This window comes from Pseudomonas sp. NPDC096950 (assembly GCF_044762525.1).
Taxonomy (GTDB): Bacteria; Pseudomonadota; Gammaproteobacteria; order Pseudomonadales; family Pseudomonadaceae; genus Aquipseudomonas.
On the sequence record NZ_JBIWEL010000012.1, the window covers coordinates 133,462 to 149,261 of the forward strand.

Genomic DNA, 15,800 nt, shown 5'->3' on the forward strand with positions numbered 1-15,800 from the left:
AAGCTGATATCTACTTAATAAGAGGAAGCGGAATACACGTCGTAGGTTCGCTTGATCATCAACGTGGCACTGAACCGTTCGCGGACCTTTTCGCGCCCCTGGGCGCCGAGCAGCAGCAACCGAGGCTTCTCGATGTTCACCAATACGTCGGTCAGTGCCTGGTGATCGCCGGTGGGAAACACGTAGCCCGTCACGCCGTGGGTGACCAGTTCGGGCAACGATGTGCAGTCGCTGGCAATCACCGGCAGCCCCATGGCCATGCCTTCCAGCGGCACCATGGCAAAGCCTTCCCAGCGGCTGGGCACGATCAGCGCGTCCGCTGCCTGATACAGCGCATTCACTTCGGCCGGCGTCACCCACGGCACGTACTCGACCCCGTCCATCACCGGGCAATCGACGCTGTCCTCGTTGACCGCGCTGCCGACCACCGTCAGTTTCAGATCGGTGCGCTTTACCCCGGCGAAGGCCTTGAGCAACACATCGAAACCCTTCTGATAGTCGAGCCGCCCCACGAACAGCAGATGGATCGGCGCTTGACCCGTGGTTTTCGGCTCATCGTCCTTGTAGGGAATGCCGTTGTAGATCAACTTCATCCGCCGACGCTCGATGCCAAACCGCGCGGCTTTGTCGAGCTCGTATTGGCTGACGCAAATGATCACGTCCGTGACCTTCTGCAGCATCCGCTCGATCAGCGAATAGACTTTCTGCTTGGCCGGCGAACTCTCCATCAAGAATGAAAAGGCATGCGGGCAGTAGACAATTTTCGGTGAGCGCCACGGCCGCAGCAGCACGCACACGCAACGGCCAATCACCCCGGAAAACGTGCTGTGCAAATGCACCACATCGGGTTTTTCCTTGAAGATCAAACGGGTCAGTTGCCAGGCAAATCGCAGCAGCGAGCGCACATCGCGTTTGCTCCGGTCAAAGGTCCGGATCTGCTTTTCATCAATGCCGTGCAGCTCTTTTTTCTGATCGAACGGGATCAAATACACCAGCTCATAGTTCTCAGCCTGGCCCTCGGGCGGCGCCGATATCGTGCGAATAACGGTCGCTACGCCACCTTTAATCGTTTCGGCCACATGCAGTATTTTTTTCACAATCCACCCATTTCCATTCAGGTAACGCCAATGCCGAATCAAGCCTTGTCGGACGCATACTCGTAGTTGTAATTGCCGTAACCGCCGTTGCCGTAATAGCTCGACGCACGCTTCTCCACGCCGTTGAACACGGCGCCTTTCAACTGGATGCCGTTCTGGGCAAAGCGACGGATCGTCAGTTCGATCTCTTTGGCGGGGTTCACGCCGAAGCGGGTGACGATCAGGCTGATCGCGGTTTCACGCCCGACGATCGCGGCGTCAGTCACCGCCAGTAGCGGCGGCGTATCGATGATCACCACGTCATACAGTTCGCTGAGTTGGGCCAGCAGCTCGCGGAAGTTCGCGTGCATCAATAGTTCTGACGGGTTGGGCGGGACCTGTCCACGGCTGATGAAGTGCAGGTTCTCGACCTCGGTTTCATGGATGCCCTGCTCCAGGCTGCAACGCTTGACCAACAGGTCCGACAAACCATTGGTGATCGGCGTATTGAGCGTTTTGTGCAGATGCCCTTTGCGCATGTCGGCATCGATCAGCACAACTTTTTGACCGCTTTGCGCCATGACGGCGGCGAGGTTGGACGAGACGAAAGTCTTGCCGACCTGCGGGCTCGGACCGGAAATCATAATGCGGTTGTTGGTCGAGTCCAGCCCGGCGAAGTGCAGGCAGGTGCGCAAACTGCGGATCGACTCGATCGACAGGTCGGTGGGATTGCGCAGGGCCAACAGGAACGCTTGCCGACGCGACTCGTCACTCAGGCGCAGCTTTTTGCTGTCCTCTTCCTGCTGCAACACGCTGTAGGGAATCGACGCATACACCGGCAATCCGAGTTGCTCGATGGCCTCCGGCCCTTCCAGGCCGCGACTCAGGGATTTGCGCACCAGCACCAGGGCCACGCCGACAAATGCGCCAAGGAACGTCGCGATCAGCACGATCAACGCCTTGCGCGGTTTCACCGGGGTGGTCTTGTCGACGTCCGCCGCGTCGATCAGCCGGGCATTACCCACCGCCCCGGCCCGGACGATGTCCAGCTCCTGGGATTTGTTCAGCAGTTGCGTGTAGATCTGCGAGGCGACTTCCACGTCGCGGGTCAGGTTGAGCAATTCCTGTTGCGTAGCGGGCAGGTCCTGGACCTTGCTCTCCAGACTCTTCTGTTGACGGGTCAATTCGCCAATCTGCGCCATCAACGCGCGATAGACCGGATGCTGTTTGGTGAACTTGCGATCCAGCTCCGCCTGTTGCAGTTTCAACTCGGAAATACGCGTGTCGAGGGTGACGATCTGTTCCAGCACCGATTGGGTTTCGAGGGAAATATTGACCGTCTTGCCACGGGTTTGATAACCGTTGAGGGCATCGCTGGCCTTGATCAGGTCGTTCTTGACCTGCGGCAACTGGGCTTGCAGGAAGTCCAGGCTCTGCGCCGCTTCCGCCGAGGTACGCTCGACGTTTTGCTGCACGTACAAAGAAGCGACTTTATTAAGAATTTTCACCGCTTGGGCGTAGTCAGGGCTGGCCAGGGCCAGGCGGATGATCCCGGATTCCTTGCCTTGTTCGGACACGTCCAGGTCATCCTGATAATCCAGGATGGTGACGATTCTTGGGCTGCGCACCACCTGGAAACGGGTGCCGGGATTGGCCGCCAGATCGGCGATCCGCCCATCGACGCCGTTTTGCGCAAAAGCTTCACCGACGACACCGTCCACCAGCAGATTGTCGTTGTCATCGAACAGCTGGAAGCGCTGCGGCTCGACGGCCACCAGCGTCAGCTTCTTGCCCAACAACTCGTCCGGCAGATTGAGCCGGGCGATGTCCAGGCGTTCACCGCCCCAGGCGTAGCTGTTCAGGCCGAAACGCGGGGGCGCTACAGCGTCGCCCTTGTAGCGCCGGGCCAGAAAACCGCCGATGACCGGAAAGGTGTTGGGCGTAACGTCGATATCCAGGTGCAGGTCGTCGACGGTTTTGCCGATCACTGCGCGGGACTTGATGATGCCGATCTCGGTCACCGACGGCGATTGCCCATTGAGCATGCTGTTGAGGTCGGAGAAACCGAGCATGTCGTTCTTCTTCGGTTCGACCTGGACCACGGCGTTCGCCAGGTACACCGGTGTCGCCAAAATCGCATAGGCCACGCCGGTCAGCATAAATGCACCGGTGAGTGCGCCGATCAACCATTTCTGATCAATTAAACTGCCGAATATACCGAGAAGATCAATATCATCTCGCTCGTTGTCCCGGGTGCCGACTACTGACGGTAACTGCATAAGTGGGTTCTTACCCTTTACTGATCTGAAAATTAATCATCAATGCCCAAGGCGCTGCGCCCATGAGCAAACAGCATCTTCAATCAATGCATGGGCATGAATAAAAGCGGCTTTTCCTTGACGATACGGGTCCTGTATTTCTCGCTCCCCCTGCCACTTGCCGAGAAGAAACACTTTGCCCCTGGCGTGCGATGCAATCTTCAGCACTTGGCTTACATGCTGTTTTTCCATGACCAGAATCAGGTCCGAGTCATTCACGATGTCCGGGGTGATTTGCCGCGCTTTAAACGCTTGGGCGCAATGCCCACGCTCTTCCAGTACTTGGCGTGCCGCAGGCTCCATGGCTTCGCCAACGCGCGCACCAAGGCCCGCGGAGGTCACGGTGATGGCGGAAGAAGCCAGCGCATTACGCAGCAGCAGTTCTGCGGTGGGGCTTCGGCAAATATTGCCCACGCAAACGACAAGGATCTTTTTGAACAAGGCAATGCTTCCCGTGTAATGTCGAATCAACCAATGCGTAGTGGGGATTCAAGTGAACCCACGGGTTCATCCCGCACTCAGAAACGGATCAGCCTTGTAAATACAAGCGTATTAAGTACCACGACAGCTAAAAGTCACCCAACCAGAATAGCCGGACCAAAAATAACGAAGATTTTTTAACAATGGTTATCCGACAAAACATAACAGTCGTGCACTTAGCAGCTTTATCGCCATCGAACTAATAGCGTCGAAAAACCAATAAACAATGTTATTTCCAGCTCGACGCGAGGACATCCGCTATGCACTCAGCACCTTTCAAATGCCTTGCCGCTTCGACGCTGCTGATACTGAGTAGTCAGGTTCACGCCAGCGCCCTGTTCCCCGCCCTGGCCGCCAACAAGACCTTCGGCGTCCAGGTGAAGATCCAGACATTCACCCCCGCCGACGCCGGACAGATCAAAGCGGCGGGCTTCGGCTTCGTGCGTTTTGGCGTTTGGACGGACAGCCTGGGTGGCGCGGCGTATCAAAAGCAGATCAGCGATGCGTTCGCCGTGGCCAAAGCCGCCGGACTGCCGGTGCTGTTGACCATTCGCGCAACCGAGGCACTGACGACCGCGCCCGGCAATGCCAGCGAACTGGTGACGGCGGGAGCGCAATTCGCCAAGTCGCTGGTTGCCCTGGAACAGTCCTATCGCACGCAGTTGGTGGCGATTGAAATCTGGAATGAGCCGGACCTGGAAAAGTATTGGCCCACCGGCAACTTCGAAACGACCTTTGTGCCGTTCATGAGCGCAGTGTGCCAATCCCTGGGACCGAAAGCGCCAGCCACGCCGCTGATCGGCTTCGGCTTCTCGAAAGCGCCGAGCGCGGGCTCCGCCTCGACGGTGGCGCTGAACCGGATTGTCAGTGAATACCCCAAATGCCTGAGCGCGATTTCCTATCATCCCTACGGTCAGACCGGCGCCCAGATCAGCAATGCCCAGGCGTTCATTCAGCAGAACTTCCATTTACCGGGGGTTATCAGCGAGTGGGGGGTGTCGGCGCTCAGTTCCAACGGCGGGGTCGACGGGCAAGCGAGCAAAGTCGGCACGTTTATCTCTGATGTCGAAAAACTCAATATCCCGCTGACGTCCGTTTATGAATGGAAGAACAGCGAGTCAGGCGGGAATGATCGGGAGAAGAATTTCGGCCTGCAAACATCAGATGGTCAGCCGAAGCCGGCACAGCTGGCGGTCGAGACACTGCTCAATGCGCAGTAGCGAGCGTTAACGGTCAGTTGCTTTGAACCTGTGCCCCGATTTGGCATCGTATTTACCGATACCACGCCCCGCCATTCAAACATCTGTTTTCAGGATGTTGCCATTGGGGCCATCGATACGCACACCCGCCCTTGAGTGGCTGTCAGCGCTCGGGTAATGTCATCAGACCCATAGGACAGAGCACGCCCATGACTTCCAAGCTGGAACAACTCAAACAAATCACCACCGTCGTTGCCGATACCGGCGACTTCGAAGCAATCGCTCGCGTTAAACCCGTGGACGCTACCACCAACCCTTCCCTGCTGCTCAAAGCGGCGGCCATTCCCGGTTACGCCGAGCTGCTGAACGCTTGCGTTCACGACTGCAAGGGCGATATTGGCCTGGCCAGCGACCGTTTCGGTGTCGCGGTAGGGCAAGAAATCCTGAAAGTGGTCCCTGGCCGCATTTCCACCGAAGTGGATGCACGTCTTTCGTTCGACACTGACGCCGTATTGAAGCGCGCGCACCGTCTGATCGAGCTCTACGACAAGGCCGGCATCGGCCGTGACCGCGTACTGATCAAGATCGCTTCCACCTGGGAAGGCATCCGTGCCGCCGAGATCCTGGAAAAGGAAGGCATCCAGACCAACCTGACCCTGCTGTTCTCCTTCGCCCAGGCCGCAGCCTGTGCTGACGCGGGTGTGTTCCTGATTTCGCCATTCGTGGGCCGCATCTACGACTGGTACAAGAAGGCCAACGGCAACGACTACACCGGCGCGGATGATCCGGGCGTGCAGTCGGTAACCCGCATCTACAACTACTACAAGGCCAATGACTACAAAACCGTGGTCATGGGCGCGAGCTTCCGCAATCTGAATCAGATCGAGCAACTGGCCGGCTGTGATCGCCTGACCATCAGCCCGGACCTGCTGGAGAAACTGGCGGCGGACAACGGCAAGCTGGAACGCAAACTGGCGCCAGGCCACGCCGGTGAAGCGCGTTTGAGCCTGAATGAAGCGCAATTCCGTTGGTTGTCCAACGAAGATGCGATGGCCACCGAAAAACTGGCCGAAGGTATTCGTCAGTTTGCCCGGGACCAGGAAAAGCTCGAGGCGTTGCTGCAAGCCAAGCTGTGATCTAGTTTCAAGGCGCAATGCAAAAAGGGCGAACCCTCACGGGTTCGCCCTTTTTTGTATGTTGAATTCGCCGCTTAACTAATGTGGGAGCGGGCTTGCTCGCGAAAGCGGTGGGTCAGTCGGCATTGATGCTGGCTGATACACCGCTTTCGCGAGCAAGCCCGCTCCCACAAGGGAATGGCTGGGAATCAATGCCGCTCGAGAGCATTCACCAGATCATGGAACGCTTCACGATTGGAGTCGTTCAGGCCCATGAGGATCTTGTGTGCTTCGAGCACTTTGATCCGCACCACCTCTTCGGACTGATCCTGGTCTGGCAGGTCGGTCAGGCATTCAGGGCATGGGATCGGGCGGTCAACAATGTTGAACACCTGCTCGAAGCCCATGGACTGCAGCAGACGGGTGATGTCTTCGTGGGTGGTGACGACGGTCGGCAGCAAGCCGACCTTCTGCCGCGACAGGATCGACAGTTTGGCCAGCAGGCCCAACGTGGTGCTGTCGATGCTGCGGGTTTCGGTCAGGTCGATCACGATCGCGTTGAAGTTCAACGCCGTGAAGATCCGCTCAATAGTCGCATCCAACGCCGAACACAGGGTCAGGCGAACTTCACCGACGAACTTCAGGACGAAGGTGCCATCCTGCTCGGCGAACTGGATTCTACCGGTACTCATTAAAGATTCCTGCTCAACACCAACAGGGCGATATCATCCGGCATCTCCCCTAGCGTGGCCAATCCAAAAACCTGCCGCAGCCCATCCAGGGTGCCGCCCGCAGCCTTGACCCGTTGGGGCAATGCCGCTTCTTTCTCTTTGAGTGTGGGTTCTGGCAAAAGGTCCAGAATGCCATCAGACATCAGCGTCAGGCTGAACGTCGGTGGCAATTCCATCACGTGGTCTTCGTAGGTGGCTTCATTGAAGAGGCCCACCGGCAGACCACGCCCTTCCAGATAACGAACACTGTCTGGCGTGTACAACACAGGCAACGGCAGATGACCGCCGATGCTATAGGTCAACAAACCTGTCTCCTCGTCGATGACACCACCGACCATTGTGACGTGTTTACCCAGCTTACAACTGATCAGGCCTCGGTTGATATGACCAAGTACCTCTGAAGGCTTGAATTCTGGCAAGGTGCCATTGCGCTTGGATTCGAACAGCAGGCGCGTGGTCATGAATTTCAGCAGCACGGTAACGAAGGCTGAAGAGGCGCCATGACCGGAAACGTCCGCCAGGTAGAAGGCTACCCGACGCTCGTCGACCCGAAAGTAGTCAACGAAATCACCCGACAGATACAGCGACGGGATGATCTGGTGGGCAAACTGGAACTCGTCGATGGTCCAGGGACTGACCGGCAGCATGTTCATCTGCACCTGGCGACCGGCGTTCTGGTCTTCCTGGAGCAGGTTCAGGCTGGCTTCGAGTTCGCGGTTGGCCTTTTCGAGCTTGTCGCGGTAGCGCTGGTTTTCCAGCAGCAGGCGCGCCCGATCCAGGGCCCGGCGCACGGAGTGCTCGAGCACAGCCAGATCTTCGAGAGGCTTGATCAGGTAGTCCGCCGCGCCCAGGCGCAGGGCCTCGACCGCATCGTTCATCACGCCGGCACCCGACACCACGATGACCGGGGTTTGCGGCGACAGCTCGGTGACCTGGCGAATGAGTTCGAGCCCGCCCATCTGCGGCATGCGCAGATCGCAGATGACCAAGTCGGGCTTGTCTTGCTCGAATACCTGAAGACCCTGCTGGCCATTGCTGGCTTGCAGGACACTGAAACCACTGTCTTCCAAATAGGCGGCGAGGCTCGCGCGCACTACTTCGTCATCATCGATTATCAGCAGCGTGGCACTGGTTTTTGGCATGTGGGCAAACGGCGCCAGAATTAGGTTGGCGTAGCAGGCAGGGGTTTTATCCCGGCTCACACTACTGGATTCGCTTTCTAGCCTCTCTGTTGCACCGTTTTCGAGCGTTTGCCCTACACACAGGTCCACCAGAGGTGCCCTTCTAAGGCGCAGACGGTACTCCCATCCGCGGGGCGTTTCAAGCTCACGCCGATGGTCGCTTGACGTCTTTACTTCTCAAATCACCGGGAGTTATAAGAACAGCTAAAACCGGAACCTAATGGAAGGATCGAGCCCATGAGTCAAACCGATCGGGACTACAGCGAAAAGCGCGATTTCATCCGCATGCGGGTCGATGCCGATGTCTCGTTGATTCACGAGGGCGATGAGGTGCCAGCCGTCTGCATCGACCTTTCCAGCAGTGGCATGCAGGTGGAGGCGCCGCGCTTGTTCAAGGTCGGGGACCGACTGAGCGTGCGGATCGATTCCGATCACGCGGCCCTCAAGGGGCTTGAGGCCGACACCGAAGTGGTGTGGGTGAAGGAACAGGACGGTAGCAGCCAGAAACTCGGGCTTACAATCTTGAAGATGAAATAACCGGGATCCATAACCGAAGAAGGCGGCCAAATGGCCGCCTTCTTCGTTTTACCGCCCGGAAATCAGAAATCGTCTTCGACGTGGCCGTCTTTGACTTTGAATTCGCGGTTCTGCAGGTAGGCATTGCGGATGAAGATGTACTTGTCGCCGTTGATCAGCTTCTCGGCCGACAACAGGCTGGCGCGGGTGTCAACGATGTTCAGGCCGAATACCGAGTTACGCACAGGCACGTCGTTGATGTAACGGTACGGGCCGGTGTAGCTGTCGACGAGCTTGGACGGCGCATCACGCAAGGTGCTTGGGCCGAGCAGTGGCAGCATCACGTACGGGCCACTGCCGACGCCCCAGTAGCCGAGGGTCTGGCCGAAATCTTCATCGCTGCGTTGCAGGCCCATCTTGGTGCCCACATCGAAGAAGCCCAGCACGCCGAAGGTGGTGTTGAAAATCAGTCGCGCGGTATCGACGCCTGCGGCGGCCGGTTTGGCCTGCAGGATGTTGTTGGCAAGGTTGGTGACATCACCGACGTTGCGGAACATGTTGTGGATACCGTCTTCCACGAACTGCGGCGTCACGAACTCATAGCCCTGGGCAATGGGCTTCAGTGCGTAGGTATCGACGAAGTCGTTGAACTGGTAAATCGGGCGGTTGACGCTTTCCCAAGGATCATCTTCCGAAGCCGCCTGGGCGGCAAACGGAACCAGCAACACGCTGGCACACACACATAGCTGAGCGAGTTGATTGCTCCAGCGCATAGAAAACTCCTTGGATTGTACAGGCGCGGGCGCGCGGCCCAAGCGTAAAGGCGGCTAGTATAAGACGGAAACTCAGGTTTAGGCAGCACCGTACGAGTCGGCCTTCGGAAGTTGCAGAAAGACTGGGAGCGATTCACATCAATGTCACTCAACTGTCACCGTCCTCCCATAGCCTTGTCGCTATTTCAGGGACGTTGATATGCCGCATGCCGAAGCTTTGCCCGACGCCGCACCCAGCCTGACCGCCGTGCTGTTCGGCCTCAGTGGTTGCCTGGTGGATTTCGGTGCCCGCACGCGCCAGCCCGGCGAGCCCACTGCCGAACATGCCCAAGTCACCCCCGGCGCCCTGGACAGCCTGCGCAGTTTGCAGCGGTTACAGATTCCTTGCGCATGGCTCGATGAACTCCCCCCTGCCCTCAGTCACACCCTGGCCGCAGGCCTGCCGGCGTGGATCAAACCTTCGCAACATCCAGCAACAAACAATCCATGGCCGGCCCCGAACGCCTGCTGGCAAGCCTTGATGGCGTTGAACGTCGAGCGTCTGGACGGTTGCGTGCTGGTCAGCGGCGAGCCGCGATTGCTGCAAGCCGGGCTCAATGCCGGGTTGTGGACCATCGGCCTGGCGTCCTGCGGTTCACTGTGTGGGCTGGCGCCGAATGAATGGCAAGCCTTGAGTCAAAAGGACCGTGAACAGCTGCGCGGCAAGGCAACGGTGCAGCTGTTTGGCCTGGGCGTGCATTCGGTGATCGATCACCTAGGAGAGCTCGACACCTGCCTGGCGGACATCAGTCTGCGCCGACTCAAGGGCGAAAAGCCCTGACAGAGATCATGCAGGCTGCCCGTGAGTGGATTAATCTAAAGGTCAGCCATAGACCTTTGGCGCGCTGCTGCGGTCTATGCCAGTGCCTATCGATAAAAGGAAGAACGCCATGCCTGCCCGCGAACTGCAAGAACAGCTCAATACCCTGCGCGAGCAATTGGAACAGAATCCGCCGCTCAATGAAGACGAGCGCCAAAATCTGCACGACCTGATGCAACAGATCGAACTCGAGCTTGAGCTGGAAACCAAAACCAAGGACTCCAACCTCGCCGACGGCGTAAACCTGGCCGTCGAACGCTTTGAACTCGAACACCCCGCCATTGCCGGCACCTTGCGCAACATTGTGCAAACGTTGGGCAATATCGGGATCTGAGCCTGCCAGATGCAAAAAAGCCCTGCTAGTGATAGCGGGGCTTTTTCATATCCGGAATTTGCAATGCCATCCCTGTGGGAGCGAGCCTGCTCGCGAAAGCGGAGTGTCATTCACCATTAGTATTGAATGTGACGCCCTCTTCGCGAGCAGGCTCGCTCCCACAGGGGGTTCTTTATTGGCGGGCCAAACGATGGTTCGGCAGTTGCACCGCTTCAGTGCTGCGATACGGGTTGATATCCAGCCCACCCCGCCGCACATACCGCGCATACACCGTCAACTTCTCCGGTTTCAGCAAGCGTTGCAGGTCGAGAAAGATCCGCTCCACACATTGTTCATGGAAGTCCGAGTGCTGGCGGAAGCTGACGATGTATTCCAGCAAACTCGCGTGATCCAGCGCTGCGCCACGGTATTCCACCGCCACGCTGCCCCAGTCCGGCTGGCTGGTGACCGGGCAATTGGATTTGAGCAAATGGCTGTGCACGCTCTCTTCAACAATCCGCGAATCGTCGCAACGCAGCAGTTCCGGACGCGGGTGCTCGTAGTTGCTGACGCTGATGTCCAGCTCATCGATGCACACGCCGGGCAAGGCCACGACACCTTCCGCTTCGACATCCTTCAGGCTGCGAATCCGCACGCCGACCGGTTTGCCGGCGGCCGCCGACAGGTCTTTCACCAGCGTGGCTTCAAGGCTCGCGGTGTCGGCGAACGGTGTCTGGTTCAGGGAATTGAGGTACAGCTTGAACGACTTGGATTCGATGATGTTCGGCGAATCCGCCGGGATGCTGAATTCACCGATCGCCACCACGGGCTTGCCCGACGGCAGCAGCCACGACAGCTCGAAGCAGTTCCAGAAGTCCACGCCTTTATACGGCAGGGTGTCCGCCGTAAGGCCCAGCTCGGCCCATTTCGCGGTGCGCGGGATCGGGAACAGCAAGGACGGCGTGTAAGTGGCGATGTATTCGCTGGATTTGCCCAGCGGCGAATGTTCGGCTGCGGGATGCATGGCGGAAACCTGACTGAAGAATCAGCGGATTCTATCAGCCTTTGCGCCCGCCTTTGAGTGCTTACTGACTGACAGTCAGTTTGCCGACCATCCCCGCCTGGTAGTGACCGGGAATGTTGCAGGCGAATTCCAACTGCGTGGCCTTGGAGAACGTCCAGGTCAGCTCGGCGGTCTGGCCCGGTGGCACCAGCACGCTATTAGGATCGTCATGCTTCATTCCATGATCCATCCCGGCCATCGAACCGTGGTCCATTTCCTTCATTGCTGTAGGCGTCAGCATGCCGCTTTGCTGCATCTTCAACATTTCCTGCTGGTGCGCGGCATGCATCGCCGCGTCGCCGAGGTTGAATTCGTGCAGCAACTGGCCTTTATTCACCAGCACAAAACGAATCGTCTCACCGGCCTTGATATCGATGGTCTGCGGATCGAAGGACATATCGCCCATCACCACTTCCACGCTGCGACCGGCCTTGGCCGCCGGGGCCGGTTGACCGAACTCGTAGGTCTGCGCGGGGGACGCCTCCAGCCCAAAACTCAGCGCCAGCAAACACGCGCCCAGCACCAGACGATTGCGCAAAAACATAGTCGTACTCCAACAAGATAAGGTTCAGCCTGTGGAAAACTCTAAACTGACACGCCTGCCCACAACCTGACAGGCAGATTACAACTTTGTCAGGTTGGCCTGCACCGGTGGGCTCCACGGTATAAAGCGTCCGTTCCATTTGCCCAGAGCTATTTTTTAAACAGAGTTACCCATGAAACTGCTGATCGTCGAAGACCAAGCGAAAACCGGCCATTACCTGCGCCAGGGCCTGACCGAGGCCGGGTTCAATACCGAACTGGTGGCTGACGGCAGCATCGGCCAACAACTGGCGCTGACCGGCGATTACGCCTTGTTGATCCTCGACGTGATGCTGCCCGGCCGCGATGGCTGGCAGATTCTGCAAGCGGTGCGCGGTGCTGGCCTCGACACGCTGGTCCTGTTCCTGACCGCCCGTGACGCGGTGGAGGACCGGGTTCACGGCCTCGAACTGGGCGCCGACGATTATTTGGTCAAACCTTTCGCGTTCTCTGAATTGCTGGCTCGGGTCCGCAGCCTGTTGCGCCGTGGCAGCGCCACGCCTCAGGAGACCACCCTGCAACTGGCCGATTTGCGCCTGGACCTGATCCGCCGCCGGGTCGAGCGCAACGGTCAACGGATCGATCTGACTGCCAAGGAATTCGCCCTGCTGGAAATGCTCCTGCGTCGGCAAGGTGAAGTCCTGCCCAAATCGCTGATCGCCTCCGAGGTGTGGGACATGAATTTCGACAGCGACACCAATGTCATCGAAGTGGCGATCCGGCGGCTGCGGCTGAAGATCGACGATGACTTCCCGAACAAACTGATCCACACCGTACGCGGCATGGGCTACGTGCTCGAAGAGCGTGACGCTTGATGCGCCGACTGTCCTTGAGCAATCGCCTGGCCCTGCTGTTTGCCGCCTGCACCGCGGTAGTGTCGTTGTTTGCCGGGGTGCTGTTCAGTCGCGCCAGCGAAGCGCATTTCGTTGAACTCGATCAGCAGTTGCTGGATGGCAAGCTGATCGGCTTGCGCCGGGCGCTGCACGACCTTCAATCCAGTGAAAGCGAAGTCAAACTGCAAGACGAGTTGAGCCGACAGGCCGATTTGTCGCTGCGCATTACCGACAGCGATGGCCAGCGCTGGTATGACAGTTCCATTCGATTGCCCAAGCAGCTCCCGCAGAAACTCGGCTTGTCGACCGTAAACGAAAATGGCACCGACTATCGCGTCCTCAACGCCCCGCTGTTCCTCGACAAACCCGACTCGCCGCAACTCACGCTGTTGCTGGACATCACACATCACCAACACTTCCTGCAACGCATGCAGCACTTGATCTGGCTGACCGTCGGCCTCTCGGCCCTGGCCACCGCCCTGCTCGGCGCCTGGGCGGCGCGTAGCGGTCTGCGCCCGTTGCGACGCATGAGCGCGGTGGCCAGTGGCGTATCGGCACAATCCCTCAACGCACGGTTGCCGGTGGAGAACATGCCGCCAGAACTTGCGGAAATGGCCCACAACTTCAACGCCATGCTCGGGCGGCTCGACGACTCTTTTCAGCGGCTCTCGGCGTTCTCCGCCGACATCGCCCATGAACTGCGCACGCCGCTGTCGAACCTGCTGACCCACACCCAGGTCACCCTCACCCGCCCCCGCCCGATCGAGGATTATCGCGAGGCGTTGCACAGCAACCTCGAAGAACTGCAATGGATGGCGCAACTGGTCAACGACATGTTGTACCTGGCCAAGGCTGATCACGGCTTGCTGATGCCCAAGCGTGAACCGCTGGAACTGGCGGAGGAAGTGGATGTGTTGCTGGAGTTCTTCGCGCCGCTGGCCGAGGACGCTCAGGTGAAGCTGAGCTGCGATGGCAGCGCGCAGATGGAGGGCGATCGCAGCATGCTGCGCCGGGCGCTGTCCAATCTGCTGGATAACGCGTTGCGGTTTACGCCGGCCAACGGGGAGGTTCGGGTGCGGATTGGCGATCAGCCCAAAGGTTTGAGCCTGGTGGTTGAGAACAGTGGGGACGGGATTGCTGAGGCGCTGCTACCGCGTTTGTTCGACCGATTCTATCGGGCTGATCCGGCGCGTCAGGAAGGCAGTAGCGAGCATGCGGGGCTGGGGTTGGCGATTACGCAGTCGATCATTCGTGCCCATGGGGGGCAGATTCGTTGCGAATCGGCGAATGGGTGGACGCGGTTTGTGATTGAGTTGCCCAAGAAGGATTGAGGCCAGCAGGGCCGGCCCCTTCGCGAGCAAGCCCGCTCCCACAAGGGGTTTGAGTTCACAAATCTGTGGCTCAACTCGGTCCAATGTGGGAGCGGGCTCGCTCGCGAAAGCGGTGTAACGGCTTACGAATACCGCAACGCATGCGCCGGCTCGATCTTCGCCGCCCGCCACGCCGGGTAAACCGTCGCCAGGAAGCTCAAGATGAACCCGGCGGAGCAGATCAACAACACATCCCCGCCCTGCAATTCCGACGGCAAGTTGCTGACGAAGTACACGTCCGAACTGAAGATGTGCTGCCCGGTCACCCGCTCCAGCCAACCCACCAGCTCACTGACGTTCAACGCCGCGATCACGCCCAATACGCCGCCGATCAAGGTGCCGACAATCCCGATCACCGTGCCCTGCACCATGAAGATCGTCATGATCTGGCGCGGTGTCGCGCCGATGGTGCGCAGGATCGCGATGTCCGCGCCCTTGTCATTCACGACCATGATCAGGGTGGCGATGATGTTGAACGCCGCCACCGCGACGATCATCAGCAACAGCAGGCCGATCATGGTTTTTTCCATTTTCATCGCGCTGAACAGGCTGCCTTGGGTGTGGGTCCAGTCATCAGCCTTGTAAGCCGTGCCGAGGCCGTTGGCAATGTCGTTCGACACCTTCGGCGCCGCGTACAGATCCTTCACCGCCAGGCGCACGCTCTGCACCTGGTTCGGCTGCCAATGCTGCATTTGCGCGGCGTCGGCCATGTGGATCAACGCCATCGAACCGTCCAGTTCGGCGCCGACCTTGAACACGCCGACCACATTCAGTCGCTGCATGCGCGGGGTAATGCCACCCGGCGCGCTGCTGACTTCCGGCACGATCAGGGTGATTTTGTCGCCGACGTTCAAGCGGAAGCGCCGCGCGGTGATCTCGCCGACCACCACACCAAACTCGCCAGGCTTCAAGTCATCCAGACGACCTTGCACGATGTGCTGGGCGACGATGGAGACTTTGCCTTCTTGCGCCGGGTCGATACCGCTGACCTGGATCGGCTGCATCGAGCCTTTATAAGAAAGCATGCCTTCCATTTCGGTGAACGGCACGGCGGCGGTCACTTCAGGATTTTTCATCGCGGCGGCGGCCACGGGCTGCCAATCGTCGATCGGGTTCACGCCGACGATGGTCGCGTGGGGCACCATGCCGAGGATGCGCGAGCTCATTTCGCGCTGGAAACCGTTCATCACCGAGAGCACCACGATCATCGCCAATACGCCCAGGGCGAGGCCGATCATCGAGGTCATCGAGATGAAGGATACAAAGCGATTGCGGCGCTTGGCGCGGGTATAGCGCGCGCCGATAAAGATCGATAACGGTCTGAACATTCGCTGGGGCACCGTATAAAAATAAAAGACCCGACGGACTTTTCAGTCACGCCGGGTTTGGGC

At 58.7% G+C, this 15,800-nt stretch carries 16 protein-coding genes; 7 read left to right on the plus strand and 9 right to left on the minus strand.

The features are described from left to right. Positions 1 to 14: 14 nt before the first annotated feature. Genes ACIQY3_RS19380 through ACIQY3_RS19390 form a run of 3 tightly spaced genes read right to left on the minus strand, consistent with a single transcriptional unit; the run spans position 15 to position 3,835 of the window. Positions 15 to 1,097: a glycosyltransferase gene (locus tag ACIQY3_RS19380; protein ID WP_403022249.1), complete on the minus strand. Its 1,083-nt coding sequence runs from the start codon at positions 1,095 to 1,097 to the stop codon at positions 15 to 17. 38 nt (positions 1,098 to 1,135) lie between these two features. Beyond that, positions 1,136 to 3,355, minus strand: coding sequence for a polysaccharide biosynthesis tyrosine autokinase (locus ACIQY3_RS19385; protein ID WP_403022251.1), 2,220 nt, complete (start codon positions 3,353 to 3,355; stop codon positions 1,136 to 1,138). Between the two features lie 39 nt (positions 3,356 to 3,394). Then, positions 3,395 to 3,835, minus strand: coding sequence for a low molecular weight protein-tyrosine-phosphatase (locus ACIQY3_RS19390; protein ID WP_403022253.1), 441 nt, complete (start codon positions 3,833 to 3,835; stop codon positions 3,395 to 3,397). Between the two features lie 299 nt (positions 3,836 to 4,134). Between ACIQY3_RS19390 and ACIQY3_RS19395 the strand changes: the two genes are divergently transcribed. Continuing rightward, the gene (locus ACIQY3_RS19395; RefSeq protein WP_403022255.1) at positions 4,135 to 5,094 is read left to right on the plus strand and encodes a glycosyl hydrolase family 5; all 960 of its coding nucleotides are present in this window, start codon (positions 4,135 to 4,137) and stop codon (positions 5,092 to 5,094) included. A gap of 188 nt (positions 5,095 to 5,282) precedes the next feature. After that, complete coding sequence (gene tal / locus ACIQY3_RS19400; RefSeq protein ID WP_403022257.1) at positions 5,283 to 6,209, plus strand: transaldolase; 927 nt, start codon at positions 5,283 to 5,285, stop codon at positions 6,207 to 6,209. Positions 6,210 to 6,397: 188 nt separating this feature from the next. Here tal and rssC read toward each other — a convergent pair whose 3' ends face one another. Further along, entirely contained in the window at positions 6,398 to 6,880 is a 483-nt protein-coding gene (gene rssC / locus ACIQY3_RS19405) for an anti-sigma factor antagonist RssC (protein ID WP_007935262.1), read from the minus strand. Continuing rightward, on the minus strand, positions 6,880 to 8,061 hold the full coding sequence (gene rssB, locus ACIQY3_RS19410) for a two-component system response regulator RssB (protein WP_123512298.1): 1,182 nt from the start codon (positions 8,059 to 8,061) through the stop codon (positions 6,880 to 6,882). Before rssB ends, rssC begins: the two co-directional genes overlap by 1 nt. A 276-nt stretch (positions 8,062 to 8,337) precedes the next feature. Between rssB and ACIQY3_RS19415 the strand changes: the two genes are divergently transcribed. Beyond that, positions 8,338 to 8,637, plus strand: a complete 300-nt coding sequence (locus tag ACIQY3_RS19415) for a PilZ domain-containing protein (protein WP_054054242.1) — start codon at positions 8,338 to 8,340, stop codon at positions 8,635 to 8,637. A 62-nt stretch (positions 8,638 to 8,699) separates the two neighbouring features. On the opposite strand, the gene ACIQY3_RS19420 is transcribed toward ACIQY3_RS19415, so the two are convergent. Further along, positions 8,700 to 9,389, minus strand: coding sequence for a VacJ family lipoprotein (locus ACIQY3_RS19420; protein ID WP_054615602.1), 690 nt, complete (start codon positions 9,387 to 9,389; stop codon positions 8,700 to 8,702). A gap of 199 nt (positions 9,390 to 9,588) precedes the next feature. Between ACIQY3_RS19420 and ACIQY3_RS19425 the strand changes: the two genes are divergently transcribed. Next, positions 9,589 to 10,209, plus strand: coding sequence for an HAD family phosphatase (locus tag ACIQY3_RS19425; protein ID WP_403022261.1), 621 nt, complete (start codon positions 9,589 to 9,591; stop codon positions 10,207 to 10,209). Between the two features lie 109 nt (positions 10,210 to 10,318). Continuing rightward, positions 10,319 to 10,582 carry a DUF4404 family protein gene (locus tag ACIQY3_RS19430; protein ID WP_403022263.1) on the plus strand — a complete coding sequence of 88 codons (264 nt, stop codon included), beginning with the start codon at positions 10,319 to 10,321 and terminating at the stop codon, positions 10,580 to 10,582. A 172-nt stretch (positions 10,583 to 10,754) separates the two neighbouring features. Here ACIQY3_RS19430 and queF read toward each other — a convergent pair whose 3' ends face one another. Both queF and ACIQY3_RS19440 read right to left on the minus strand, forming a co-directional pair. Further along, complete coding sequence (gene queF / locus ACIQY3_RS19435; protein WP_403022265.1) at positions 10,755 to 11,585, minus strand: NADPH-dependent 7-cyano-7-deazaguanine reductase QueF; 831 nt, start codon at positions 11,583 to 11,585, stop codon at positions 10,755 to 10,757. A 61-nt stretch (positions 11,586 to 11,646) separates the two neighbouring features. After that, on the minus strand, positions 11,647 to 12,168 hold the full coding sequence (locus ACIQY3_RS19440; protein WP_403022267.1) for a plastocyanin/azurin family copper-binding protein: 522 nt from the start codon (positions 12,166 to 12,168) through the stop codon (positions 11,647 to 11,649). A gap of 172 nt (positions 12,169 to 12,340) precedes the next feature. On the opposite strand from ACIQY3_RS19440, the gene ACIQY3_RS19445 reads away from it, so the two are divergent. After that, a complete protein-coding gene (locus ACIQY3_RS19445) occupies positions 12,341 to 13,021 on the plus strand; it encodes a heavy metal response regulator transcription factor (protein WP_403022269.1) in 681 nt (226 codons plus the stop codon). Continuing rightward, a complete protein-coding gene (locus ACIQY3_RS19450; RefSeq protein WP_403022271.1) occupies positions 13,021 to 14,370 on the plus strand; it encodes a heavy metal sensor histidine kinase in 1,350 nt (449 codons plus the stop codon). Before ACIQY3_RS19445 ends, ACIQY3_RS19450 begins: the two co-directional genes overlap by 1 nt. A 122-nt stretch (positions 14,371 to 14,492) precedes the next feature. Here the strand turns inward: ACIQY3_RS19450 and ACIQY3_RS19455 are convergent, their stop codons facing one another. Then, on the minus strand, positions 14,493 to 15,737 hold the full coding sequence (locus ACIQY3_RS19455) for a lipoprotein-releasing ABC transporter permease subunit (RefSeq protein WP_403022273.1): 1,245 nt from the start codon (positions 15,735 to 15,737) through the stop codon (positions 14,493 to 14,495). Positions 15,738 to 15,800: the final 63 nt, after the last annotated feature.

Bases quoted from the DNA above. Each gene is read 5' to 3' on its own strand.
- ACIQY3_RS19395 (WP_403022255.1), top strand. From the start codon at position 4,135: ATGCACTCAGCACCTTTCAAATGCCTTGCCGCTTCGACGCTGCTGATA.
- rssB (WP_123512298.1), bottom strand. From the start codon at position 8,061: ATGCCAAAAACCAGTGCCACGCTGCTGATAATCGATGATGACGAAGTA.
- tal (WP_403022257.1), top strand. From the start codon at position 5,283: ATGACTTCCAAGCTGGAACAACTCAAACAAATCACCACCGTCGTTGCC.
- ACIQY3_RS19430 (WP_403022263.1), top strand. From the start codon at position 10,319: ATGCCTGCCCGCGAACTGCAAGAACAGCTCAATACCCTGCGCGAGCAA.
- ACIQY3_RS19450 (WP_403022271.1), top strand. From the start codon at position 13,021: ATGCGCCGACTGTCCTTGAGCAATCGCCTGGCCCTGCTGTTTGCCGCC.
- ACIQY3_RS19420 (WP_054615602.1), bottom strand. From the start codon at position 9,389: ATGCGCTGGAGCAATCAACTCGCTCAGCTATGTGTGTGTGCCAGCGTG.
- ACIQY3_RS19415 (WP_054054242.1), top strand. From the start codon at position 8,338: ATGAGTCAAACCGATCGGGACTACAGCGAAAAGCGCGATTTCATCCGC.
- ACIQY3_RS19425 (WP_403022261.1), top strand. From the start codon at position 9,589: ATGCCGCATGCCGAAGCTTTGCCCGACGCCGCACCCAGCCTGACCGCC.
- ACIQY3_RS19440 (WP_403022267.1), bottom strand. From the start codon at position 12,168: ATGTTTTTGCGCAATCGTCTGGTGCTGGGCGCGTGTTTGCTGGCGCTG.
- queF (WP_403022265.1), bottom strand. From the start codon at position 11,585: ATGCATCCCGCAGCCGAACATTCGCCGCTGGGCAAATCCAGCGAATAC.
- ACIQY3_RS19455 (WP_403022273.1), bottom strand. From the start codon at position 15,737: ATGTTCAGACCGTTATCGATCTTTATCGGCGCGCGCTATACCCGCGCC.
- rssC (WP_007935262.1), bottom strand. From the start codon at position 6,880: ATGAGTACCGGTAGAATCCAGTTCGCCGAGCAGGATGGCACCTTCGTC.
- ACIQY3_RS19445 (WP_403022269.1), top strand. From the start codon at position 12,341: ATGAAACTGCTGATCGTCGAAGACCAAGCGAAAACCGGCCATTACCTG.
- ACIQY3_RS19385 (WP_403022251.1), bottom strand. From the start codon at position 3,355: ATGCAGTTACCGTCAGTAGTCGGCACCCGGGACAACGAGCGAGATGAT.